This window comes from Streptomyces sp. NPDC004629 (genome assembly GCF_042873595.1).
GTDB lineage: Bacteria > Actinomycetota > Actinomycetes > Streptomycetales > Streptomycetaceae > Streptomyces.
This window is the reverse complement of the sequence record NZ_JBIALO010000011.1, coordinates 71,395-94,284: the sequence shown is the minus strand read 5'-3', so window position 1 is coordinate 94,284 and position 22,890 is coordinate 71,395. Positions and strand designations below refer to the sequence as shown.

26 protein-coding genes are annotated in these 22,890 nt (G+C 72.6%); 9 read left to right on the top strand and 17 right to left on the bottom strand.

The features are described from left to right. Positions 1–2: 2 nt before the first annotated feature. From mftF to mftA, 7 genes are read right to left on the bottom strand one after another with little or no spacing between them, the layout of a single operon-like run. Entirely contained in the window at positions 3–1,466 is a 1,464-nt protein-coding gene (gene mftF, locus ACFYTE_RS18675; RefSeq protein WP_388711102.1) for a mycofactocin biosynthesis glycosyltransferase MftF, read from the bottom strand. Next, a complete protein-coding gene (mftE, locus tag ACFYTE_RS18670) occupies positions 1,463–2,164 on the bottom strand; it encodes a mycofactocin biosynthesis peptidyl-dipeptidase MftE (RefSeq protein WP_388711099.1) in 702 nt (233 codons plus the stop codon). The genes mftF and mftE overlap by 4 nt, the downstream gene beginning before the upstream one ends. 1 nt (position 2,165) lies before the next feature. Then, a complete protein-coding gene (mftD, locus tag ACFYTE_RS18665; protein ID WP_388711097.1) occupies positions 2,166–3,368 on the bottom strand; it encodes a pre-mycofactocin synthase MftD in 1,203 nt (400 codons plus the stop codon). Next, positions 3,365–4,567: a mycofactocin radical SAM maturase gene (gene mftC / locus ACFYTE_RS18660; protein WP_388711094.1), complete on the bottom strand. Its 1,203-nt coding sequence runs from the start codon at positions 4,565–4,567 to the stop codon at positions 3,365–3,367. Before mftC ends, mftD begins: the two co-directional genes overlap by 4 nt. A gap of 39 nt (positions 4,568–4,606) precedes the next feature. After that, complete coding sequence (locus tag ACFYTE_RS18655; RefSeq protein ID WP_388711091.1) at positions 4,607–4,822, bottom strand: XdhC family protein; 216 nt, start codon at positions 4,820–4,822, stop codon at positions 4,607–4,609. Then, on the bottom strand, positions 4,815–5,129 hold the full coding sequence (gene mftB / locus ACFYTE_RS18650) for a mycofactocin biosynthesis chaperone MftB (RefSeq protein WP_388711088.1): 315 nt from the start codon (positions 5,127–5,129) through the stop codon (positions 4,815–4,817). Before mftB ends, ACFYTE_RS18655 begins: the two co-directional genes overlap by 8 nt. Further along, on the bottom strand, positions 5,129–5,266 hold the full coding sequence (mftA, locus tag ACFYTE_RS18645; protein WP_388711085.1) for a mycofactocin precursor MftA: 138 nt from the start codon (positions 5,264–5,266) through the stop codon (positions 5,129–5,131). Before mftA ends, mftB begins: the two co-directional genes overlap by 1 nt. A gap of 87 nt (positions 5,267–5,353) precedes the next feature. Here mftA and mftG point away from each other — a divergent pair, with 87 nt between their 5' ends. From mftG to ACFYTE_RS18615, 6 genes are all read left to right on the top strand, one after another. Then, on the top strand, positions 5,354–6,883 hold the full coding sequence (gene mftG / locus ACFYTE_RS18640; protein ID WP_388711082.1) for a mycofactocin system GMC family oxidoreductase MftG: 1,530 nt from the start codon (positions 5,354–5,356) through the stop codon (positions 6,881–6,883). A 157-nt stretch (positions 6,884–7,040) separates the two neighbouring features. Next, positions 7,041–7,706, top strand: coding sequence for a TetR/AcrR family transcriptional regulator (locus ACFYTE_RS18635; protein ID WP_388711079.1), 666 nt, complete (start codon positions 7,041–7,043; stop codon positions 7,704–7,706). A 99-nt stretch (positions 7,707–7,805) separates the two neighbouring features. After that, on the top strand, positions 7,806–8,591 hold the full coding sequence (locus ACFYTE_RS18630) for an SDR family oxidoreductase (RefSeq protein ID WP_388711076.1): 786 nt from the start codon (positions 7,806–7,808) through the stop codon (positions 8,589–8,591). Next, positions 8,588–9,361, top strand: a complete 774-nt coding sequence (locus tag ACFYTE_RS18625; RefSeq protein WP_388711073.1) for an SDR family oxidoreductase — start codon at positions 8,588–8,590, stop codon at positions 9,359–9,361. The genes ACFYTE_RS18630 and ACFYTE_RS18625 overlap by 4 nt, the downstream gene beginning before the upstream one ends. Positions 9,362–9,628: 267 nt before the next feature. After that, positions 9,629–11,110: an aldehyde dehydrogenase family protein gene (locus tag ACFYTE_RS18620; RefSeq protein WP_388711070.1), complete on the top strand. Its 1,482-nt coding sequence runs from the start codon at positions 9,629–9,631 to the stop codon at positions 11,108–11,110. Positions 11,111–11,174: 64 nt separating this feature from the next. Continuing rightward, complete coding sequence (locus ACFYTE_RS18615; RefSeq protein WP_388711067.1) at positions 11,175–11,942, top strand: carboxymuconolactone decarboxylase family protein; 768 nt, start codon at positions 11,175–11,177, stop codon at positions 11,940–11,942. 131 nt (positions 11,943–12,073) lie between these two features. Here the strand turns inward: ACFYTE_RS18615 and ACFYTE_RS18610 are convergent, their stop codons facing one another. The 4 genes from ACFYTE_RS18610 to ACFYTE_RS18595 form a co-directional block, all read right to left on the bottom strand. Beyond that, a complete protein-coding gene (locus ACFYTE_RS18610) occupies positions 12,074–12,907 on the bottom strand; it encodes a TetR/AcrR family transcriptional regulator (RefSeq protein ID WP_388711065.1) in 834 nt (277 codons plus the stop codon). 108 nt (positions 12,908–13,015) lie between these two features. Then, positions 13,016–13,537 carry a carboxymuconolactone decarboxylase family protein gene (locus ACFYTE_RS18605; protein WP_388711062.1) on the bottom strand — a complete coding sequence of 174 codons (522 nt, stop codon included), beginning with the start codon at positions 13,535–13,537 and terminating at the stop codon, positions 13,016–13,018. After that, positions 13,534–14,238: an SDR family NAD(P)-dependent oxidoreductase gene (locus ACFYTE_RS18600; RefSeq protein WP_388711059.1), complete on the bottom strand. Its 705-nt coding sequence runs from the start codon at positions 14,236–14,238 to the stop codon at positions 13,534–13,536. Before ACFYTE_RS18600 ends, ACFYTE_RS18605 begins: the two co-directional genes overlap by 4 nt. Then, positions 14,235–15,041, bottom strand: coding sequence for a TauD/TfdA dioxygenase family protein (locus ACFYTE_RS18595; protein ID WP_388711056.1), 807 nt, complete (start codon positions 15,039–15,041; stop codon positions 14,235–14,237). Before ACFYTE_RS18595 ends, ACFYTE_RS18600 begins: the two co-directional genes overlap by 4 nt. A gap of 139 nt (positions 15,042–15,180) precedes the next feature. Between ACFYTE_RS18595 and ACFYTE_RS18590 the strand changes: the two genes are divergently transcribed. Then, positions 15,181–15,795: a TetR/AcrR family transcriptional regulator gene (locus tag ACFYTE_RS18590; RefSeq protein WP_388711053.1), complete on the top strand. Its 615-nt coding sequence runs from the start codon at positions 15,181–15,183 to the stop codon at positions 15,793–15,795. A gap of 81 nt (positions 15,796–15,876) precedes the next feature. Here the strand turns inward: ACFYTE_RS18590 and ACFYTE_RS18585 are convergent, their stop codons facing one another. From ACFYTE_RS18585 to ACFYTE_RS18570, 4 genes are all read right to left on the bottom strand, one after another. Further along, positions 15,877–16,029: a hypothetical protein gene (locus tag ACFYTE_RS18585; RefSeq protein WP_388711050.1), complete on the bottom strand. Its 153-nt coding sequence runs from the start codon at positions 16,027–16,029 to the stop codon at positions 15,877–15,879. Between the two features lie 39 nt (positions 16,030–16,068). Further along, the gene (locus ACFYTE_RS18580) at positions 16,069–16,257 is read right to left on the bottom strand and encodes a ferredoxin (RefSeq protein ID WP_388711047.1); all 189 of its coding nucleotides are present in this window, start codon (positions 16,255–16,257) and stop codon (positions 16,069–16,071) included. After that, the gene (locus tag ACFYTE_RS18575) at positions 16,254–17,567 is read right to left on the bottom strand and encodes a cytochrome P450 (RefSeq protein ID WP_388711044.1); all 1,314 of its coding nucleotides are present in this window, start codon (positions 17,565–17,567) and stop codon (positions 16,254–16,256) included. Before ACFYTE_RS18575 ends, ACFYTE_RS18580 begins: the two co-directional genes overlap by 4 nt. Positions 17,568–17,654: 87 nt before the next feature. Next, positions 17,655–18,668 (bottom strand): enoyl-CoA hydratase/isomerase family protein, encoded by a 1,014-nt coding sequence (locus ACFYTE_RS18570; RefSeq protein ID WP_388711041.1) that lies wholly within the window; start codon positions 18,666–18,668, stop codon positions 17,655–17,657. Between the two features lie 3 nt (positions 18,669–18,671). Here ACFYTE_RS18570 and ACFYTE_RS18565 point away from each other — a divergent pair, with 3 nt between their 5' ends. Then, on the top strand, positions 18,672–19,688 hold the full coding sequence (locus tag ACFYTE_RS18565; protein WP_388711038.1) for a CoA transferase: 1,017 nt from the start codon (positions 18,672–18,674) through the stop codon (positions 19,686–19,688). Continuing rightward, positions 19,682–20,935 (top strand): amidohydrolase family protein, encoded by a 1,254-nt coding sequence (locus tag ACFYTE_RS18560; protein WP_388711035.1) that lies wholly within the window; start codon positions 19,682–19,684, stop codon positions 20,933–20,935. Before ACFYTE_RS18565 ends, ACFYTE_RS18560 begins: the two co-directional genes overlap by 7 nt. Positions 20,936–20,948: 13 nt before the next feature. On the opposite strand, the gene ACFYTE_RS18555 is transcribed toward ACFYTE_RS18560, so the two are convergent. Both ACFYTE_RS18555 and ACFYTE_RS18550 read right to left on the bottom strand, forming a co-directional pair. Further along, positions 20,949–21,725: an SDR family NAD(P)-dependent oxidoreductase gene (locus tag ACFYTE_RS18555; protein WP_388711032.1), complete on the bottom strand. Its 777-nt coding sequence runs from the start codon at positions 21,723–21,725 to the stop codon at positions 20,949–20,951. Positions 21,726–21,728: 3 nt separating this feature from the next. Beyond that, the gene (locus ACFYTE_RS18550; RefSeq protein ID WP_388711030.1) at positions 21,729–22,877 is read right to left on the bottom strand and encodes an acyl-CoA dehydrogenase family protein; all 1,149 of its coding nucleotides are present in this window, start codon (positions 22,875–22,877) and stop codon (positions 21,729–21,731) included. Between the last annotated feature and the right edge of the window lie 13 nt (positions 22,878–22,890).

Genomic DNA, 22,890 nt, shown 5'->3' with positions numbered 1-22,890 from the left:
TGTCAACGTGTCGGCGGGGTGCGCCGGGCAGCCGGACGGTGCGGGAACGGCAGGCGTACTTTCGGCAGCAGCGGGGCGAGTGACCGGTGGTGCCAGGCCGAGGCGGTCACACCGGTGCCGTACGCCAGGTCGTCGAGGCATCTGAGGGCCGTCCACCGGCCGAGATCCAGGGCGGGGCCGCGTATGACCCACTCCGCGACGAGCGGGGCGAGCATGGCGGCCGAGGCCACGCGGGCGGCCCCGCTGCGGCGCGCCGCGCCGAGACACAGCAGTCCCAGCGGCCACCACTCGCGGCGCAACGCCAGCCCGAGCGCGACCGTGTCGGCGACCAGGCCCTGGGCCACCACGGACGCGCTCAGCCCCGTCGCGCCCGGCATCCCCTTCAGACGATGTCGTAGCAGCGCCATGGCCAGCAGTGTGCTCACGGCCGCCGAGCGCGGGTGCCCCCGGGCGGCGCAGGCCAGGGCGAGGAGGTTCCAGGCCGAGGGGCGGGCCGGTGCGAGCCTGCCGGGGTGGCGGTCGGCCAACGCCGCCGCGGACGTGCCGTACTCATGGCGGCGCCGCGCCCAGTCACGCGGGCCGAGCCGGGGCGTGTGGGCGACACGGGCCCGCGGCTGGTACCGCACATGCAGGCCGCGGTCGTGCAGCCGCCAGACGAGGTCGACATCCTCGCCGAGCCGCAGGCCCTCGTCGAAGGCGACATCGCGCAGCACGTCCCTGCGGACGAGGAGAGTGGCGGTCGGTACGAAGCCGACCCGGGCGCCGGGACGCACCAGCGCCTGGTCCTGCCCCAGGTCGAGGGCGGAGCGGGCGGCCTCGTAACGGGCGAGCAGACCGGTCGGGCACAAGGGGACGGCCGGCACGATCCGCGGGGCGACGGCGGCGACCTTCGGGTCGTCGAAGGACGGGACGAGGATGTCGAGCCAGCCGTCCTCGGGGCGGCAGTCGGAGTCGACGAACGCGACCAGCGGGCTACGGACCAGCGCCAGGCCGGTGTTGCGGGCCGCCGCCGGGCCACGGTTGACCGCGTGCCGCACCAGGTGCGCTCCATGGGCCTCGGCTGCGGCGCGCACCGGCGCGGGGTCGGGCGAGCCGTCGTCGACGACGATGACCGGCAGGCCCCGCAGTGAGGCCAGGCAGCGGTCCAGTTCCCCGGGCCGTCCGAAGGCGGGGACCACGACCGTCACCGGATGCGGCCCCGGCCGGGGCGCGGGTACCGGGTGGGCCAGACCCCGGTCGAGCAACTGCCGGGCCAGGACGCGCCCCACCGTCGTGCCGGGGGAAAGACCGGCCCGCCCGGCACGGCGCAGAGCGGCGAGATGGGGGAGCGCGGCCTCCTTGAAGAGGGCGACTGCCCACGGGGCGCCGCCGGTCACCACACGCCCTCCTGCCCGAAAGACGAGACCGCGGTCGAGTGCGACCGGCAGCCCGCGCGGCGCCGGCGACGACGGTGCGTTCGTGCTCATCGCATCAGCCTCCCCAGGCCGTCGACGCGCCAGGCCGTGATCCGCCCGGCCACATCCGACGCCAACTCCCTCAGCATTCGCCGCCCTTGGTCCGCGTTCGCCCCGGTCGGATCGCCCAGCACGCCGGTGGGGGACACCGAACGGACACCGCCGGTCCGCAACCGGGGCATGATCGCCGGGAGCGGCCGGCGCTCCCCGGGGGCGGCACGTGGCATGAGCACCCGTTCCGGGGCGAGGTGCAGCAGCAGTGACGTCTCCGTGACACCGGCGTGGGCGTCGCCGCCGGGGACGTCGCAGCCGGTCCAGCCGACGTCGTGTCCTTCGCGCCGCAGTGCGCCGACGGCCGCCTTCAGGGTTTCGTGGTTGCCGCCGTGCCCGTTGACGAACGCGGTCCGGCCGGCCCACAGGGCCAGGGAACGCACCGTTTCGACGAGCACGGCCCGCAGTGCCTCATGGCCGAGGGAGACGGTGCCGGGGAAACCCGCGTGCTCCCCGCTCGCCCCGTACGGGAGCGCCGGCGCCACCAGCGCCGTACCGGGCAGGAGACCGGCGGCTCGTTCCGCCACGGCCCGTGCGATCACGGTGTCGGTGGACAGGGGCAGATGAGGGCCGTGCTGCTCGGTGGAGCCGAGCGGGACGAGGACCAGGGCGCCGTACGGAACGTCGGGCCAGAGCGTGTCCGCGAGCCGGCCGGGCACCTCAGCGCCCCGCGGCCGGGCCGCCGCCGAGGGTCACGGTGAATCCGGGCGGCACATGCAGGTCCTCCGGGCCCAGTTCGTGGACCGAGGAGCGGCCGAGTCCCAGGACCGCGGAGTCCAGGCCGCCGCGCAGGATGTCGAGGACGTTCTCCACACCGGCCTGGCCGTTCGCGGCCAGCCCCCACAGATAGGCGCGGCCGATGAGCACGGCCCGCGCGCCGAGGGCGAGCGCCTTGGCGACATCACCGCCGCGCCGCACTCCGCCGTCGAGCAGCACCTCGATCTCGTCCCCGACCGCCTCGGCGATCGCGGGCAGCAGACGGATGGTCGCGGGTGTGGTGTCCAGGTTGTTGCCCCCGTGATTGGACACGGAGATCGCGTCCACCCCCGCGTCGACCGCCCGCCGCGCGTCGTCCACCCGGCACACTCCCTTCAGCAGGAACGGCCCGTCCCACTCCTCCCGCAGCCACTTGACGTCGTCCCACGTCGGTGGCGGGGTTCCCAGCCACTCGCCGTACGCCCCGAAGAACGTCGGCGCGGGCCGGCCCGGCGCCGCCAGGTTCGGCACGGTCAGCTCCGGTACGCCACCGGAGCGCGCGAACCGCCACGACCAGCCGGGCCGGGCGAGGACCTGGGGCGCCATCCGCAGCGCCGTCGGAAGGTCGATCCGCTCCGGGACCAGCGGACTGCCCCAGTCGCGGCCCTGCGAGAACGACCAGTCCAGGGTCGCGATGAGCGCCCTCGCCCCGGCCCGGCGCGCCCGGTCCATCCGTTGCCGCATCACCTGACGCTCGCCGCTCCAGTAGACCTGGAAGAACACGTTCGGATGGGCCGCGCAGACCTCCTCCACCGGTTTGCTCGCGAACGAACTCAGCCCCATGATCACACCCCGGTTCGCCGCCGCCCGGGCGACGGCGACCTCGCCGTCCGGATCGACCGCCTGGACGCCGGTGGGGGAGACGACCACCGGGAAGGATGTCTCCACGCCCAACACCGTCGTGGCCAGTTCACGGTGGCCGTGATGTCCGGCCACACGTGGCGCGAAGCCGAGGTCGGCGAAGGCGGCGGTGTTGTCGCTGGCCGTCCGGCCGCGTTCGGACCCGGCCAGCAGGGCGCCGTAGACACTGGCGGGCAGACGCCCGCGTGCCCGGCGCTGCGCCTCGGCGACCGTTTCGAACCACGGATTCCTGCGGATGGGACTCATCGCGTGTGCCTCCTCGGGGGACGCGACCCGGACAGGGGGTTCTCGTCGCAGGCGGATACGGGCGGCCGGCGGGTCAGGGGGACGAGGACCGGCCGGGAGTGATCGGCGCCCGGGCGTGGCAGGTGTGCGCGGTCGGCGGGACGTCGCGCCAGCAGGTCCTCCCCGAAACCGCGCACGCACTCGGGGTCCGGGCCGTCCAGCGGCAGGCCGGTGAAGAACTTGGCGGCCATGCAGCCGCCCTTGCAGGTGTCGTAGAAGGCGCACGAGGTGCAGGCCCCGCCCGTCCGCGGCGCCCGCAGGCGCCGGAAGAGGGGCGAGGTACGCCAGACCCCGGCGAAGCCGCCCGGATCCCGGACGTTTCCGGCGAGGAAGTCCTCGTGGATCGCGAACGGGCAGGCGTACACGTCACCGACCGGGTCGATCAGGCACACCACGCGCCCGGCCCCGCACAGGTTCAGGCCGGGCAGGGAGCGTCCGTACGCGGACAGGTGGAAGAAGGAGTCCCCGGTCAGCACGTCGTCGCCGTGGGCGAGCAGCCACTCGTACAGCTCCCGTTGCTGCTCGGGGGTGGGGTGCAGTTCGTCCCACACGTCGGCGCCGCGTCCCGACGGCCGCAGCCGGGTCAGTCTCAGCTGTGCGCCGTAGCGGTCGGCGAGACGCTTGAACTCCTCGATCTGGGGGATGTTGTGGCGGGTGCACACCACCGACAGCTTGACGCCCCGCATGCCGGCCTCGGCGAGGTTGCGCAGGGCGCGCACGGCGGTGGCGTACGAACCCGGCCCGCGCAGTGCGTCGTTGACCTCCGCGGTCGCCCCGTCGAGCGAGATCTGGACGTCCACGTAGTCGTCGGCGGCGAGCCGCCGGGCGGCCTCGGGAGTGATCCGCACCCCGTTGGTGGAGAACTTGACGCCGATGTGGTGGGCGGTGGCGTGGTCGAGCAGGTCCCAGAAGTCGGCGCGCACGGTCGGCTCGCCGCCGCCGATGTTGACGTAGAAGACCCGCATGGCCTCCAGTTCGTCGATGACGGTCCGGGCCTGTGCCGTGGTCAGCTCCCGCGGATCGCGTCGCCCCGAACCGGACAGGCAGTGGGCGCAGGACAGGTTGCAGGCATAGGTCAGTTCCCAGGTCAGGCAGATCGGCGCGGCGAGACCTGACTCGAACAGCTCGGTCAGACGCCGTGGCTTCGCGGGGGCGGTCATGGGCACCGGGTCCTTCGGGTCGTCGGGTCTCTGGCACGTTCAGAGGCGGACGGCGGTGTCGCCCGGGTGGTCGTGGTGGAGGGGCCCGCCGGTGCTTCGCAGGGGCAGCGCGCTGCCGCCGTGCCGGACGGCGACCGTCTCGGCGGCGATCGCCACCGCGGTCTCCTGCGGGGTGCGCGCACCGAGGTCGAGCCCGATGGGGGAGTGCAGCCCGGCCCGTTCCCAGGCCGAGAGCCCCGCGGCGATCTCACGCATGCACCTGCTCCGGCCGCGGGGACTCCGGTGTGCCGGGCGTCCGGTCGACGAGCATGCCGGTTGCGGCCAGCGCGGCCAAGGCCGCCTGGAACATGGGCAGTTCACCGTCCGGGATGCCGCAGGACGCGCAGGCGGACCGTGCCGAGGGGGCGTCGGGCAGACGGCGGACCACCTCGACGAGCCGGGGGTCCTTGAGAAAGGTCAGCCGACGTGTTCCGAAGTGGTAGAGCAGCGCGCCGAACGGCTCCGGGCGCAGCGAGACCCGGGGGTGCAGCGCCCACGCGCGGTCGGGGTCGAAGCCGGGCATCAGTAGACGCCGCACATGCCGTCGATGGAGACGTCCTCGATCAGCGGGTCCGCGAGGACGTCCGGATCGGGGGCGTGGTCTTCCGGGGTGTCCGCGCGCTCGGTCCCGGCCGCGTCCACCGCGTTCGTCTCTCCCATGGAAACTCCTGCGCGTCAGCTAGATAGGATAGTTCTCGATTGTTGAGAACTGTATTTCCGTCGTGTGTGGAAGGGAACCCCGGGACTGTGCGGAACCCAGACGTCGTGGTGGTGGGGGCGGGGGCCGGTGGCGCCGTGCTGGCGGCACGGCTCAGCGAGGACCCGGGCTGCGACGTGTTGCTGCTCGAAGCCGGACCGGTGCCCCGGCACGGGTTCGCGCACAAGATGCTGGACGCCCGGCTGGTCCCGGGCGCGCAGCCCGGCCACCCCTATGTCCGCCCGTTTCCGGTACGGCTCACCCCCGACCGCCGGTACACCGCGCCCAGGGGACGTGTGCTCGGTGGCTCCACGGCCGTCAACGGCGGTTACTTCATCCGGGCGCGGCGGGCGGACTTCGAGCGGTGGTCCCGGGTGTGCGGCGACCCGCGCTGGTCCTACGAGCGGGTGCTGCCGTCGCTGCGGGCTCTGGAGACCGACCTCGACCACCCGGACGAACCCGGGCACGGCGCCACCGGACCCGTCCCGGTCCTGCGCACCTTGCTGGCCCACCCGGCGGCGGCCGCCTTCGCCGCGGCCGCCGGCGAGCTGGGTCATCCCCCGGAGCCCGACAAGAACGCGCAGGACCCTCCCGGCATCGGTCCGGTGCCGACGAACACGCTCGGCGGCCTGCGCGTCAACACGGGCCTGGCCTTTCTGCTCGGTGCCCTTGACCGGCCGAACCTCACCGTGCGCGGCGGCAGTACCGTCCGCTCGGTCCTGATCACCCGGGGGCGCGCGAGAGGGGTGGTCGTCGAGACCGACGGGCGCCGCACCGCCGTCGCGGCCGGTGAGACGGTGCTGTGCGCCGGTGCCCTCGCCACGCCGCACCTGCTGCATCTGTCCGGGGTCGGCCCCGGAGCCCGGCTCGCGCGTCTCGGCATCCCGGTCGCGGCGGACCTGCCGGCCGTGGGCGCCGCGCTCAGCGATCACCCCCAGGTGGCCCTGGCATGGCGCCCCGGGCGCCCCCTGGCCGACCCCGTGGGCACCTGGCTCGGCGGTGCGCTGCATCTGACGTCCTCCGTCGCAGAGCCGGGCGCGGGGGACCTGGAGATCCTGCAGTCGCTGCTGCCCATGGCCGCCCTGACCGGGGGGACCACCACGGCCGGCCGGGCGCCGCAGGTGTTCCTGGTGTCCGTGCAGACACCCCGAAGACGCGGCGGGCTGCGCACCGTGTCCGCCGACCCGGACGTCCCGCCGTGCGTCGATCACGGCTACCTCGGGACCGCGGCCGACCTGGGCGCTCTGCGCGAGGCCGTGCGGGCCGCGGCGGACGTGGTCGGCACGACGGCGTTCGGCGAGATCTGCGCGGGACTGTCCGATCCGGGAGCCGGCGTCCTCGATGACGACCGCACCCTTGACGCCTGGATCCGGGCGCGCCTGGGCACCGCCCAGCACACCTGCGGCACCGTCCCGATGGGTCCCTCGGGTGCGGTCGACGCCCACGGGCGGGTGCACGGCGTCGCCGGCCTGCGGGTCGCCGACACCTCGATCCTGCCGGACGCGCCGTCGCGCGGCCCCGCCGCGACCGCGGTCCTCATCGGGGAACTCGGCGCCGCCTCCCTGCGGCGCGGCGTCTGAGGCGGGCGCGGACCGCGGTCATGGGACCGGTGCCGTGCCGCAGTTGCCTGAGTGCTAAGGCAGTTGACTTCCGCCACAGAGCGTGATTCGATGCCCGGCATACGGAAATTGCATTCTCGCAAACACGAAACATCACTCTCTCAAGGGGTCCGGTGTCGTGGTGCGACCGTCCGTCAAGGAACAGATCGTCCTGGCCGCCGAGAGCCTGTTCGCCGAGCACGGCCTCGACGGGGTGTCCCTGCGCCAGATCAGCGCGGCCGCCGGGAACGGCAACAACACGGCGGTTCAGTACCACTTCGGGTCGAAGGACCGTCTGGTGCAGGAGATCTTCGAGTTCCGGCTGCCGGGCCTGAACGAACGCCGCAGGCTGCTGGTCGCCCGCCGGCGCCCGGACGACCTCGCCTCATGGGTGGAGTGCCACGTCCTGCCCGTCCTGGAACAGGGCGAGCAGGAGGGCAGCCACTATCTGAGCTTCGTCGCGATGCTCCAGCAGCACGGCCGCCGGGACGTCTTCGAGCGCCTGCCCGAGGAACTGAGCAGGCCCACCGCCGAGTTCATCGAGCGGGTCGGTGCGCTGCTCACACACATCCCCGAACCGCTGCGCGGGCACCGCACCGCCCAGGCCCTGGCCTTCAGCGTGCACGCCACGTCCGAACGCGAACGGATCCGGGCGCGTGACGGGCACGTACTGCCCTTTGCCGCGCACGTCGGGGACCTGCTCGACGGCCTGATCGGTTTCCTCCGGGCCCCGGTGTCCCCGGCGACGTCCTCGGCGCTCGCGGAGACCGGTCCGCGCCGACCGGCCCTGCCGCTGCATCCCTGAGCATCTGAGTACCTGAGCATCTGAGTAGTGAGCACCGCCCGCCTGCATGTCCTTCCGCCCGTCCGTCCGTCCTTCTGCGAGGAGAGGAACTGCCGTCCGATGAGCATCGAACTGCACAACGCCGTGGCGGTGGTCACCGGCGCCGGCAGCGGGATCGGCCGTGCCACCGCCCATGCCCTCACCCGGCGCGGTGCACGCGTGGTGGTCACCGACGTCGTCGGCGAGCGGGCGCACACCGTCGCCGGTGAACTCGGGCCCGGTGCCGTCGCCGCGGTGTGCGACGTCACCAGCCTCGGTGACCTGGAGGCGGTCCGGAAGCTGGCCCTCGACCGTTTCGGCCGCGTCGACCTGGTGATGAACAATGCCGGGATCCTGGCCGTCGGGCCCGTCGAGGCCATTCCCCTGCACGCATGGCAGCACGTCATCGACGTCAACCTGCTGGGCGTGGTGCGCAGCAACCTCGTCTTCCTCCCCGTACTGCTGGAGCAGGGCTCGGGCCACGTGGTCAACACCGCCTCCACGGCGGGACTGCTGCCCTACGGATCCGACCGGCTGCCGTACACCGCGACCAAGCACGCGGTCGTCGGACTCTCCGAGGCGCTCGCGCTCCATCTGCGGCCCCGAGGCATCGGGGTCTCGTGCCTGTGCCCGGCCGGCGTCGCCACCAACATCGTCGAACAGATCACCGTCTACGGGGAACCGGCGCCGCCGCGCGGCCCGAGCTTCCCCGTCCTCGACGCGGCATCCGTCGGCGAACTCGTCGCCGACGGCGTCACACAGGACCGCTTTCTCCTTCTCACCGCACAGGAAGCCGCCGACGAACTGCGCGAGCACGGAAAGGACGTCGACGCCTACCTGTCCCGTCTGATCAAGGACGCCCTATGAGCACACTCGACCGGCTTCGCCTGGACGGCAAGGTCGCCATCGTCACCGGCGGCGCCGGAGCCATCGGCCAGGTCTACGGCCGCGCGCTGGCCGAGGCCGGCGCCGCCGTCGCGCTGGCGGACCTCGACGCCGACGGCGCCGAACGCGCCGCCGCGACCCTCGCCCGCGACGGTCTGCGCGCCCTCGGCGTGCGGGTCGACATCACCGACCGCGTCTCGGCGGCCGACCTGGTTGCGAAGACGACCGTCGCCTTCGGCGGCATCGACATCCTGGTGAACAACGCCGCGCTGATGGCGGAGATCCCCCAGGTCGACATCCTGGACCTGCCCACGGACTGGTTCGACCGGGTCATGCGTGTGAACGTGCTGGGCGCCGTCGTGTGCGCGGGCGCGGTCAAGGCGTCGATGGTGGAGCGCGGAGGCGGGCGGATCGTCAACCAGGTCTCCGCCGGCGCCTTCATGGGCGGAGGCATCTACGGGGTCAGCAAACTCGCCCTGGTCAGCGTCACCGTCGGGCTCGCCCGGTCACTCGGCCCGCTGGGCATCAACGTCAACGCCATCGCGCCCGGCCTGGTCGAGAACGAACCGGGCCTGCGCAGCCTGCCCGCCGACCATCCCGCACGGGCCGCCCTGACGGCGTCCATCCCGGGCAAGAAGTCCGCGCCCGCGGAGGACCTGCTCGGCACGCTGCTCCTGCTGGCCTCTCCGGCCGGCGAATGGATCAACGGCCAGACGATCAACGTCGACGGCGGCTGGGTCACCCGGCTGTGACAGCGCATCCCCAGCACGCTCGGCAGGCCCGGCGAAGCCCGCCGCGGTTCGCCGGCGCCCCGAAGGGGCCGGGGGGGGCACTGCGCGACCGGCCGCGGACGGCGCGCGGCGGACGACCGGCGGCGCATCGCGCACACCCTGGCGACGCCGGAGCGTTCTCCGGCGCGGTGGCACCGCACAGGCACCAGCGTGCAGGGCGCGCCCACGACGGACGAAGCGCGGCTCCCCGCACACCGCCCACCCGGACGACAGCAAGGCGGAACCGACATGACCTCCACCACCTCCGTGTCCCACGACCTCGGCACCACCGGCCCCCTCCTCGACGGCACCTGGCCCAACCGCACGTCGGCAGGCGAGACGGACCACATCGACCCCGCGACCGCCCGTGTGAACGGCACCGTCCTGCTGAGTGGACCCGAGGAGGTCGACGCGGCCGTCGCCGCGGCCAAGGCCGCCTTCCCTGCGTGGCGGGCGGCGTCCCCGGACGAACGTCGCTGCATCCTCCAGCGCGTCGAGGAGTCGATGCGCAAGCGCGTGCCCGAGCTGGGCCGACTGAACACCCTCGAACTCGGGGCCCCCTTGAGCACATCGGCGGCGCTGGCCCACCTGTGCGCCGGATGGTTCGGCTACTACGCAGGCTGGGCCGACAAGATCGAGGGTGTCACGATTCCGCCGAGCCCGCGGATGGTCCCGGGCCTCGACTACACCGTCCCGGAACCGTACGGGGTCATCGGCGTCATCCTGACCTGGAACGGCCCGATCATGTCGGTCGGTATGAAGATCGCCCCCGCGCTCGCCGCGGGAAACTGCGTCGTGGTCAAGTCGCCGGAACTGGCCCCCTTCACGGTGGCCCGGTTCGCCGAGATCGCCCTGGAGGCCGGGTTGCCTCCCGGTGTGCTGCATGTGCTGCCCGGCGGCCCGGAGGCCGGCGACCACCTGGTCCGTCATCCCGACGTCGCGAAGATCTCCTTCACCGGTGGGATACCGACCGCGAAGAAGATCCTCGACGCGGCGCGGCACACCCTCAAGCCGGTCCTGCTGGAACTGGGCGGCAAGACGGCCGCCCTCGTCTTCCCCGACGCCGACCTCGACGCCGCCGTCACCGAGGCGGTCCGGTCCTGCTTCACCCTCTCCGGCCAGGGCTGCAACCTCACCACCCGGCTGCTGGTACACCGCGAGGTGTACGACCGGGTGGTCCGCTCCACCGCCGACGCCGCGGCAGCGCTGCCCGTCGGGGACCCCTTCGACCGCAGGACGGCACTCGGCCCCGTGATCGGCAAAGCCGCCCACGAGAGGATCCTCGGGGTGATCGAGCGGGCGGCCGAGGACAGCCGGGTGGTCGTCGGCGGCCGTGTCCCCGACCGGGTGGGGCTGGCGCCTCGGATCCGTGACGGCTACTTCATCGAACCGACGGTCCTGGCCGACGTGGACCCCCACAGCGAGGTGGGCCGGCAGGAGGTGTTCGGGCCGGTGCTGTCCGTCATGCCCTTCGACAGCGAGGAGGAGGCGGTCGAACTGGCCAACTCCACTCCCTACGGCCTGGGTACCGTCGTGCAGACCCGCGACGTGTCGCGGGTGCAGCGCATGGTGCCCCTGCTGCAGTCGGGCACGGTGCTCGTCAACGGCGCGTCGGGTCAGCCGCCCGGCGCCCCGTTCGGGGGTTACAAGAGCAGCGGTTACGGCCGCGAGGGCGGCAGGGAGGGCCTCTACGAGTTCCTTCAGACCAAGAACGTCTTCATCCGGGCGTGACCGGCTCACTCCCGGCTGTCTCCGGACGTATCCCGCATTCATCCACCGGCACCAGGAGGCATTCATGGACGACGGCCGCGTGGAGCGGACCATGACCGAGGTCATGGCCGCCGGTGAGCCACCGGCGGTGGCCACCCCGTTCGGCCGGGCCTCGCGGGACTTCCTGTTCGGCGAGGTGTGGTCGCGTCCCGGACTCAGCCGCAGGGACCGGCGGTGGGTCACGCTGACGTGTGTGGCCGCCGCCGACTCACCCCGGCCCATCGAGGACCACGTCCATGCGGCACTCGCCGGCGGCGACATCGGACTCGAAGCCCTGCTGGAGTTCGTGCTGCACTTCGCGGTCTACTGCGGCTGGCCCAAGGCCTCGCACCTGGAGGGGGCCATCGCCCGGCAGTGGGACCGCGTCCACCGCGAACGCGGCGAGGAGACCCCGCCATGGCCGCTCCTCGCGAACGACACGCTCGGTCCCGGCGCGTGGGACGAGCGGATGAAGCGGGGCGTGCAGGAGTTCATCGACGTCAACCTCACACCGGCCCCACCGCCGAACTCGCCGTACCGGCACGCCGGCATCCTCGGCTTCGTCTTCGGCCACGTCTGGCAGCGGCCCGGACTGACCCGCCGGGAACGCCGGATCGTCACCGTCGCCAGTGTCGCGCTCGACGACTCGCCCGTCCCGCTGCGGACACATGTCACCGCCGCGCTGCACTCCGGCGACCTCACCAAGGAGGAGATGGACGAGATCGTGCTGCAGTTCGCCGCGTACTACGGTTTCGCGAAGGGAGACGCGCTCGCCGAAGCGGTCGAGACGGCGTGGGCGTCCAGGCCGAGCTGACCCACCTTGCGGTTCGGCAGCGCCATGAAGCGAGCGCGGGGAACCGCGCGACCGGGCACGACGGTGCCGCGGACGGCCGACGGTTCATCGCGGCATGTCCGGCGGAGCGCCTGCCCCGCGCATCCTTGCTGTCAGGCCTTGCCGCGCGACGCGCGGGTCGGGGCGGTCCTGGCCGCCGTGCCCCGGGAGGACGCCGTCTTCCTGGCGGGCGCCTTCTTCGCCACAGGCTTCTTCGCCGTGCCCGCCGTGGCCTTCGCGGTCTCGCGGGCGGGGGTCTCCACGGATGCCGGGGGCCCCGCCGGGCCGGTGATGCCGCCCAGGCAGAACTCCCACACCTCCTCCGCGGTGATGGGGGACGGCAGGCCCCCGACCGGAGCCGTGGGGGCCTGGGGCGTGAACAACGCCGTCTGCATGATCAGGGACGCGGTGCGGCGCGGTGCGGCGGCGACGGCCTGGCCCCTCTCGGCGGCCTGCTCCACCAGCTCGGTGAAGAAGCCGAGCAACGGCAGATGGGCGGTCGCCACCTGGTCCGGGTGGCTGACCAGCAGCTGAATCGCGAAGTCCGTGAACAGCGCGGACTGTCCGCCCGGTCCGGGCTGCGAGGAGTGGTAGAGCAGGTCGACCGCGATGCGCAGCCGGTCCAGCGGATCCCGCCCCGCCGCGGCCTTCTCCCGGATCTCGGCGGCCGACTTGGACAGGGCGTCCTCGAAGAGGGCGAGCAGCAGTTCGTGCTTGCCGTCGAAGTGCTGGTAGAAGCTGCGCAGTGACTGGCGGGAGCGCTCCACGACCTCCTGCACGGTGAAGTCGGTGGTGCCCTTGTCGGCGATGAGTTCCTGTGCCGCGTCCAGAAAACGCTGTACGCGCTGCTCGGCGCGCAGCTTCGCGGCCCGGGTGGAACGCTCGACGGCGCGCTGCCGCCAGGCGGGCTCGGGGGACTCGACGGGCTCTGCGGGGACCTCGCTCATGAGTAGAACGGTACTCCACGCATGTGAAAAGCGAGGACCGTCTCCCTACCGCATCGCGCTCCGCGAGAAGCAAGACTCCGAGTTTCTCTTGGCGAGAACGTGATTCTCTCAGCGGCTCATCCCCCCGTCGTCCATGCCCGGATCGGGCTCCACCCCGAAGGCGTTGTAGACCATGGCCAGCAGAGCGTATGTGCCGACCGTGAACACGAAGTCCATCAACTGCCGTTCGTCGAGTTCCTTCGCGAGTTCGGCATAGGTCGCGTCGGAGAGAGCGGACGTGGCGGTGAGTTCGTCCACGGCCCGATTGACCAGGGTGCCCGTGCCACGACGCACCTGGTCCAACTCTTCCTCGCTCACGCCTGCCTGACGAGCCGTCAGTACGTGGTGCGCCCACTCGTACCGGCAGCGGTGCCGCCATGCGGTCCTGAGGACCGTCAGCTCGCGCGTCTTCGCCGGCAGTGTGCTGCGGTACGCCAGTTGTGTACTGAAAGTCAGGAACGTCTTCGCCAGGCGCGGATGGTTCAGCAGCAGACCGAGGGCGTTGGACGGAGGGACAGTGCGCCCGCCCGTGAGGGGGCGCAGGGCGTCGGGGTCCCACTCGTCGTAGGGAACCGGGGACAGTCGCGTCATGTGTTGCGTCCTCCGTTCACACCGATGATCTGGCCGGTGACATAGCCGGCTTCCTCGCCGACCAGGAACGCACAGGCCGCCGCGATGTCCTCCGGCCGGCCCACCCGGCGCACCGGGGTGCGCGCGATGTGCTCCTCGATGGTGCCGCCGAGCCGCTGGTTGCGCTCGGCGGTGCGCAGCATCGGCGTGTCCACGAATCCGGGCGGGATCGCGTTGACGGTGATGCCCTTCGGGCCGAGTTCCAGTGCGAGTGACTTGGTCAGGCCGTTCACCGCGGACTTGGCGGCGACGTAGTGCGCCATGAACGGCTGGCCGGAGTGCGTGCTGGACGAGGAGATGTTCACGATCCGGCCCCAGCGGGCCTCGGCCATGTCCGGAAGCGCCGACTGCACACAGTGGAACACCCCGTTGAGATTGATGTCGAGGACCCGTTGCCAGTCCCGGAAGTCCAGATCGGCGAAACGGGTGAAGCCGTCCTTGCCCGCCGCGTTGACCAGGACGTGGATCGGACCGAGGCGCTCGCGCACCGCGTCCATCGCCTTGTCGACCTGGCCGCGGTCGGTGACGTCGGCCGTGAGGGTCAGACCGTACTCGGCGGGGGCCAGGTCGAGCACGGCGACCCGCATGCCGTCCGCGGCGAGCCGGCGCGCGATCGCCCGGCCGATCCCGGACGCCCCGCCCGTGACCACGGCGGTCCTCATGCGAACGCCTCGTCGCCGACGATGGTCGTACGGTGCAGCAGCCGCTCGGAGTCCTCGGCGTACGGCAGCGCCCGGTGCAGGATGCCGGTGTTGTCCCACACCACCAGGTCGCCGACCGCCCAGCCGTGGGCATAGCGGAAGCGCTCCTGTGTCGTCCACTCCAGCAACTCGTCCAGCAGGGCGCGGCTCTCAGCGGGGTCCATTCCGACGACGTGGTCCGCGGTCGCGCCCGTCACCAGCGAGCGGCGGCCGTCCCGGCGGTGCCACACCAGAGCCATCTCGTGGCTGGGCACGGTTCGCCAGCCCGCCAGTTCCTTCTGTGTCGGATGCGGGTTCACCAGGCGCTGGGAGGCTTCGAAGCTGTGCACCACGCGCAGGTTCTCGTAGCGTTCGCGGTCCTTGTCCGGCAGGTTGTCGTACGCCGCGTAGGTGCTGGCGAACTCCGTGCCGCCGCCGACCGTGGCCACGTGCCGGGCGGTGAGCGTGGCCGCCTTGATCGGTACGTCGTCGCTGGTGCCGTCGAGGTGCCAGTGGAAGGCGCCCTTGAGGTACTTGGCGGTGCGGCTCTTGGCAGGGTTGACGGAGATCGGGAAGATCTCCTGGCCGCGCAGTGTGACGACGTCGCCGAGCGAGCGGCTGAACGCCAACTGCTGCTCGTCGTCCAGGTGCAGTCCACGGACCAGGAGCACACCCCGCCATGTCAGCGCCTCGACGCAGCGGTGGAGGAAGGCGCCGTTGAGGGGGTCGGTCACTCCGGTGAACTCCACCCCGAGCGACGGGCTCAGGGCCTTCGATTCGATCATGGAAACTCCCCTTCCTTATTTGAGAATCATATTCTCACTCGCTGTCGCGCGTGAAGCCCCGCGCAGGAGGGGTCCTCATCGGTAGTGCGGCAGTTACTGTGAGCGGGCACCTGTCCGGCGGAGGAAGGGGCGAGACGTGATGTCGACGCGGCGTGAGCAGGTCCTGGAAGCGGCGCTGGAGGTGTTCGCCGCACGCGGTGTGAAGGGCGCTTCGATCGATGCGGTCGCCGAGCGCGCCGGCCTGACCCGGCAGGGTGTCCTGCATTACTTCCCGAGCAAGAAGCGGCTGCTGCTGGAACTCCTCGCCTTCCGGGAGCGGCTCAACCGGGAGCACCTGGCCGACCGCCCGGCGGACAGCGACTGGGCCGCCGACCTCGCCGAAGCCATCGCCTTCGAGCAGGAGCACCCGTCGTTCGCGCGGGTGCACAGCGTGGTCCTGGCCGAGGCGGTCACCGGCCAGGAGCCGGCCGCCGGATACGTCCGTGAACGCTGCCGCAGCCTCCAGGACCTCCTCACCACATACCTGGCGGGGCGGTACGGGGAGCGGCTGCCGAGCGGACTGAGCGCGCCGACCGCCGCTGCCGCCGTGCTCGCCCTGATGGAGGGCGTCCATCAGCTGTGGCTGGTCGACCACGAGGCGGAACGCTACCCGCCGATCGTGCGGGAGGCCTTGTCCGTGCTGCTCGGCTCGGACCGCGCCGACACCCCGCTGCCCGCGGACACTCAGGAGAGGCCGCCCGCGGTGAGGGAATAGACGCGGGTGAAGCCGGCCTGCCGGGCTGCCCCGCGGCGAACGCCTCCCACACCGCCTCGGTCACCGGGAAACCATCGGCGATCAGGCGAGCGCCGCGGTGAACGGGGGCAGTTCCGGGGTCGTACGGATGCCGGGGGCCGCGGCGCAGACGGCGGGCACGGCGTTGACGGCCCGGTGGGCGGTGTAACCGGGGGAGACGGCGCCCATCCGGTCGACGGGCACAGGGAAGCGCATGTCGATGTCGACAGGTGCGTCCCCGTTGTGCGGGCCGTCTCAGTCCACCGCGATGGCGCGCTCCGGACAGTTCGCCGCCGCGGTGCGTGCCGCCGACTCGAACTCCGTCGGGACGTCCGGGAGCAGCACGACGGCGTACCCGTCCTCGCTCAGGTCGAAGACCTCGGGGCAGACAGTGGAGCAGACGCCGTGTCCGCGGCAGCGGTCCTCGTCGACGGCGGCCCTCATCGTGTGCTTTCCTCGGCCCGAGTGAACTCCAGGTGGAGGCGGGTCAGGCCCCGCAGCATGTACGTCGGCAGGTACCGGTAGCGGCGCGCGTCCGCGGGGCCGTGCACGCGCTCGGAGATCCTGATGTCCGTCGTGCGGTCCAGCAGGCGCTCGACGGCCACCCGCGCCTCGGCCCGTGCGAGCGGTGCGCCGGGGCAGGTGTGGATGCCGCGGCCGAAGGAGATGTGGTGCCGGGCGTTCGGGCGGGCGGGGTCGAAGACGGCGGGGTTCTCGAAGCGGCCCGGGTCGCGGTTGGCCGCTCCGTTGACCACCATGAGCGTGCTGCCGGCCGGGACGGCGACTCCGCCGACCGTGGTGGGGACGCGGGAGAGGCGGAAGTCGCCTTTGACCGGACTTTCCGTACGCAGCGTCTCCTCCACGAAGTTGGGGACGAGGTCGCGTTCGCCGCGCAGCCGTTCCTGGATGTCGGGCCGTTCGGCGATCACCATGAGAGCGGAGCTGAGCAGACGGACGGTGGTCTCCTGCCCGGCGGAGAAGAGATTGGCGGCCACCCGGACCGCGTCGGCGACCTCGGGCAGGGACCCGTCGGGGAACGTGGCGGTGGCGAGGCCGGTCAGTACGTCGTCGCGGGGTTCGCGGCGCCGGTCCTCGATGTAGTTTGCGAACCGCCCGTACAGGAACTCCAGCGGCGCGTGCGCGAGCGTGTCGTCGCCGGTGCTGCCGATCGCACCGCCGGCCCGAGGCCGGCGCTGGAGCCGGGTCAGGAACTCCTCCCGGTCCTCCTCGGGCACGCCGAGCAGATCGGCGATGACGAGAAGTGTGAAGGGGCCCGCGAACTCGCCGATGAACTCGCCCTCTTCGCGGGCCAGGAAGGTGTCCAGCAAACGGTCGGCGATCTCCCAGACGGCCGACTCGTTCTGCTTGAGACGCTTGGGAGTGATCAGCCGCATCAGCAGCCCGCGATGCGCGGTGTGCACGGGCGGGTCGAGTGTCGGCAACTGGTCGCTCATCGGGAGTTCCTCGCGGTGCCGCTCGATGAGGTCGCTCACGTCGTCCCCCGCGAGCGGTACCGGGAAGCCGGGAAAGGGCCCGGTCACCGACACGCACGAGGAGAACGTCCGGGAGTCCTGGAACACCTCGACCGCTTCGTCGTATCCCGTCACCATGACCACGCCGTGGTGGGGCTCGCGGTGCACGGGGCACCGCGCGCGCAGAGCCTCGAAGTAGGGGTAGGGGTCGGCCAGCAGTGCGTCGTTGCGGAAGAAGTCGATCGCATCGATATCGTCGGACGGCTCGTCGTAGCGCGCCACTGGCCCGCCTCCTTCAGGGTGCGACGGCAACATGGACGGTGATTTTGTTCTCGATGGGGGGAATCTAATTCTCGTGACTCGGGATTGCTAGTCGCCTGCGTCGATCCGGGCAGCGCGAGGCCGGCCCGGCCCTGCGTCGATCTCGTCGACCAGCCCCCAGCGCTGTGCTTCCAAGGCCGTCAAGGGAGCACCGGTCAGGGCCAGATACGCGGTGCGCTCCCGTCCGATGCGGACCGGGAGGCTCGCCGTCCCACCCGCACCGGGGATCAGCCCCATGCCGATCTCCGGCAGCCGGATCACCGTGTCCGGCGCGGCCGTGACCCGCCCCGCGAACGCCGCCAGTTCGATGCCCGCCCCCACACAGGCGCCGTGCAGGTGGGCGGTCACCTTGGCCGCGCAGTCCTGGAGCAGCGCGGCCGGGCTGCGGTGCACGCGCACCCGATGGGCCGCGGCCGGATCACGCGCCGTGCCGAACTCGGCGAGGTCGCCCCCGCTACAGAAGTCGGGACCGCTGCCGTACAGGTCCACCCGGGCGATCGTCGGGTCCGCCACGGCCACCTCCAGCGCCTCGCACAGCGCGTCCCGCGTGGCCGCGTCGAAGGCGTTGCGCACCCAGGGCCGGTCCAGGGTGACGGTGAGCCGGGCGCCGTCGCGGCGGAGCCGGACGGGCCGGGCGGCGGGACGGGGAGCGCGGGCGGGCGCCGAGGCCAGCCAGGCCCGGAACGCCGCGCCGGCCTGCAAGGCGGAGTAGGCGAGGGATTCGACGATCAGCCGGTCGGACGGCGCGAGAGCGGGACCCAGACGGAGCACCTGGACGAGCGCGAGACAGGCGTCGGGCCGCCGGGTGACGGTCTCCTGGAGCTGATGTGCGGTGGTGTACGGATCCGCGGACGGCACCCAAGGGCGCGGCGGGTCGGGGGCGGCCGTGATGAGCACGTCGAACTCCCCGTCCACCGGGCGCGGTTCGGCCGCCACGGCGACCCGCACCCGCTGGCCTCCGGGCGTGGCGGGCGCCGCACGGTCCAGATCGACCAAGAGAAAGGGCGGCTCCATGGGCAGCGGAGTGTAATCTTGCCGCACCGTCGGGAGAAGGGTGTTCACGTAATGAAGAATGACACTCTCGATGAGTGGATGGCCACGGTCGAGCCCCGCCTGGGCCCGCTCTCCGCCGTCGTGGACGACTTCTCGGGGCTGACCGGAGTCACCGTCGACCTGCCCACCACGCTGTTCCTGCGCGCCCGGCTCGCCGGGTACGCCCCGCCCGGCAGGTCGTCGGCGGGCGGCTCGTGCCGCCTCCTCGCGACCTCCGACGGCTGGAGCGCGGTCAACCTGGCACGTGCCGACGACCACGCGTCCCTTCCCGCCCTGCTCGCGCTCCTCGGCGCACCCCACGCGGACCTGCCAACGGCCGCACGGCGCACCACGGCGGTCGAACTGGCCCGCAGCGCCCAGCTGCTGGGCATCGCCGCCGCGGCGCTCGGCTCGGCCCGCGGCGACCGCGGTCCCGTACGGGCCGAGCGCCACGGGGCACCCCGGCCGCGCACGCTCGCCGGCCTGCGGGTCGTCGACCTGTCCGCGCTGTGGGCGGGGCCCCTGTGCGCACGGTTGCTTGGGCTGGCGGGGGCGCATGTGACGAAGGTGGAGAGCGCGACGCGGCCCGACGGGGCCCGCTTCGGGTCTCCGGCCTTCTACCACTGGCTGCACGAGGGACACGAGAGCCTGGTGCTCGACTTCGCCTCAGGGGCCCTGGCCGCCACGGTCGCCGACGCCGACATCGTGATCGAGGCGTCACGGCCGAGGGCACTGCGCCGCCTCGGGGTGCGTGCCGAGGAGTTCCTGGCCGCACGCCCCGGCCGGATCTGGCTCGGCATCACCGGGTACGGCCGCGCCGACGACCGCATCGCCTTCGGCGACGACGCCGCGGTCGCCGGCGGCCTGACCGGCCGCGACGCCCACAGCGACCCGGTGTTCCTCGGCGACGCGCTCGCCGACCCCGTCACCGGCCTGTACGCCGCCCACGCCGTCGCCCGCGCCGTCGACCGGGGAGGCGGGGAACTGCTGTGCGTGTCCATGGCCGCCTGCGCGGCCTCCCTCTCGGCGGACCCGGTACGGCCGTGCTGATCAGGGACGTGGAGATCGAGGGCCGAGGCCGGGTGGACGTGCGTGTCACGGGCGGCCGGATCGCCGCGGTCGGGCCGCGCCTGGCGGGCCCTGCCGATGTCGACGGGCGCGGCGGGGCGCTGCTGCCGGGCCTGCACGACCACCACATCCACCTCGCGGCGCTGGCGGCCGAGGCATCCTCGGTGCGGGTCGGCCCCGCCGACGTGGGCGGACGCGACGGCATGGCGGCGGCGCTGCGGGCCGGGGCACCGGGGCAGTGGGTGCGGGCCACCGGCTACCACGAGAGCGTCGCCGGGGACCTGGACCGGTGGGCGCTGGACGCGATCGTGCCCGACCGGCCGGTCCGGGTGCAGCACCGCACCGGTGCCCTGTGGATCCTCAACAGCGCCGCCCTGTGGGCGGCCGGGCTGGACAGCGGCGGTGGCGACGGGTGTTTCTGGCGGGGGGACGAGCGGCTGCGGTCCTTCGTGCCGCCCGTGCCGCTCGACCTGGCCGGGCTCGGACGGCGGGCCGCGCGGCTCGGCGTCACCGGCTTCACCAACGCCGACCCGTACCCCGCCGCGGGTCTCGGGCAGATGCTGTCCGTGCTGCCCCAGCGGCTCGTCGTCATGGGCGTCGACCCGCCGGTGAAACTGATGCTCGACGATCCGGTTCTGCCCACCCCCGCGGATCTGGCCGCCACCGTGGCCGGCCTACGGCCCCGGCCGGTCGCCGTGCACTGCGTCACCCGGGTACAGCTGATCGTGACGCTGCTCGCACTTCAGGAGGCGGGCCCGGCCGAGGGGGACCGGATCGAGCATGGTGCCGTGATCCCGGCGGAGACCGTGCCGTGGCTGCGGCGACTCGGCGTGACGGTGATCACCCAGCCGCACTTCCCGGTCGAGCGGGGTGACACGTATGCCACCGACGTCCACGTCGACGACCGCCCGCACCTCTACCGCTGCCGGAGCCTGGCCGAGGCGGGCGTCCCCGTGGCCGCCGGAACCGACGCGCCGTACGGCACCCATGACCCCTGGGCGGCCATGCGGGCCGCCGTGGCACGCCACGACGGGGAGGGCGTCACACCGCGGGCGGCCCTGCGGCTCTTCCTGGGCTCGCCCCGACGTCCCGGCCGGGTCCGCAGCCTGACCGTCGGCGCGGAGGCGGACCTGTGCCTGCTGCACGTGCCGCTGCACGAGGCGCTGGACGCGCTGTCCGCCGACGTGGTGCGGGCCGCCTACGTCGGCGGCCGACCGGTCGTCCCATGACCCGGACCGCGGTTCACACGCTGTAGCCGCCGTCCACCCCCAGCGCCTGCCCGGTGATGAACCCGGCCCGGTCGGAGGCGAGGAACGCGACCGCCTCCGCGATGTCCTCGGCCCGTCCGAAGCGGCGGAGCGGGATGTTGCGCCGGGTGATGTCGAGGGCTTCCGCGGAGAGTTCACCGGTGCTGACGAGCCGGCCCGCGATGCCGTCCGTGAGCATGCCGGGAGCGACACAGTTGACGCGGACTCCGTAGCGGCCCTCCTCGGCGGCCAGGGCCCGCGCGACCGCCTCGACGGCCCCCTTGGTGCCCGACGACAGCCCGTCGCGGACCGGGAAGCGGCGGGTGGCGACCGTCGTCACGGCGACCACATTGCCCCGGCTCTCCCGCAGCAACGGCAGCGCGGGATGGACGAGGTTGAAGAACGCCACCGCGTCGGCTTCGAGCTGCGCACGGTACTGACCGGGTGTCACCTTGCTGAGATGCGTCATGGGTACGTGCGGTCCGGCCGCGTAGACAAGGGTGTGCAGGCCGCCGCCTGCCGTGGCGAGTTCGGTGACGGCCCGCGCTGCGGCCTCCTCGTCGGTGAGGTCCACGCGCAGAGTGCCGGCGCGGCGGCCGTACGCCCGCACTTCGTCGGCGAGGGTGGCCGCAGCCTCCTTGGCGGAGCGATAGGTGAAGGCGACGGTGCTGCCACGCTGTGCGAGGAGCCGGACGACGGCCGCTCCGATGCCGCCGGTGCCGCCCGCGACAAGGGCGACGCCCGGCCGGTGGGCGAAGTCGTTCACGGACATGTCTCACAGCCCCAGGGACTTGGCGATGATGACCTTCATGACCTCACTGGTCCCGCCGTAGATGCGGGTGATGCGCGCGTCCGCGTACAGGCGGGCGATCGGGTACTCCAGCATGTAGCCGTATCCGCCGAAGAGTTGGAGGCACCGGTCCACGGCGCGCGCCTGCGTCTCGGTGCAGAACAGCTTGACCTTCGCCGCGTCCGCCCCGGACAGCCGGCCCTCGACCAGCTCCAGGACCGCTCTGTCGAGCATGGTCTGCGCCGCCTCGACCTCGGCGGCCACGGCGGCGAGTTCGAACTTGGTGTTCTGGAAGGAGGCGACCGGCGTCCCGAACACCCTGCGCTCCTTGACGTACGCGATCGTCGCGTCGAGCGCGGCACGGGCCTGCGCGACCGAGCCGACCGCGACGGTCATCCGCTCCTGGGGCAGGTTGTGCCCGAGGTACTCGAAGGCCCGGCCCTCCTCACCGAGCCGGTTGGTGACGGGCACCCGGACGTCGTCGAAGGACAGTTCCACGGTGTCCTGCGCCTTGATGCCCATCTTGTCCAGCACCCGGCCGCGGGTGAACCCCGGCATACCGTCCTCCACGACCAGCAGGGTGAGCCCCGCCCGGCGGTCGTCCGGGTCGGTAAAGGTGCGTGCCACCACGATCACCAGGTCGGCGAGCAGCCCGCCCGTGATGAAGGTCTTGGCGCCGCGCAGGACGTAGCGGTCCCCGTCGCGCACGGCGGTCGTGCGGATGCCGGCGAGGTCGGAGCCGGTGCCGGGCTCGGTCATCGCGATCGCCGTCAGCAGCCGGCCGGAGGCCAGGCCGGGGAACCAGCGCTCGCACTGCTCGTCGTCCGCGTAGGCGAGGAAGTACGGCAGCACGACGTCGAGTTGGGTGCGGACGGTGCCCAGGGTGACCAGGCCGCGGGCCGCCTCCTCCTGGAGGACGACGTTGTACCGGTAGTCGCTCTGCCCGCCCCCGCCGTACCTCTGCGGGATCGCCACGCCCAACACACCCAGGGACCCGAGGCGTTCGAAGAACGCCCGGGGCAGCCGCCCCGCCTCCTCCCACGCGGTGTAGTGCGGCACCACTTCCTTCGCCACGACGTCCCGCACCAGCGCACGGAACGCCTCGTGGTCGGCGGTGAACAGATCCCGTCGCACGGCAACCACCGCT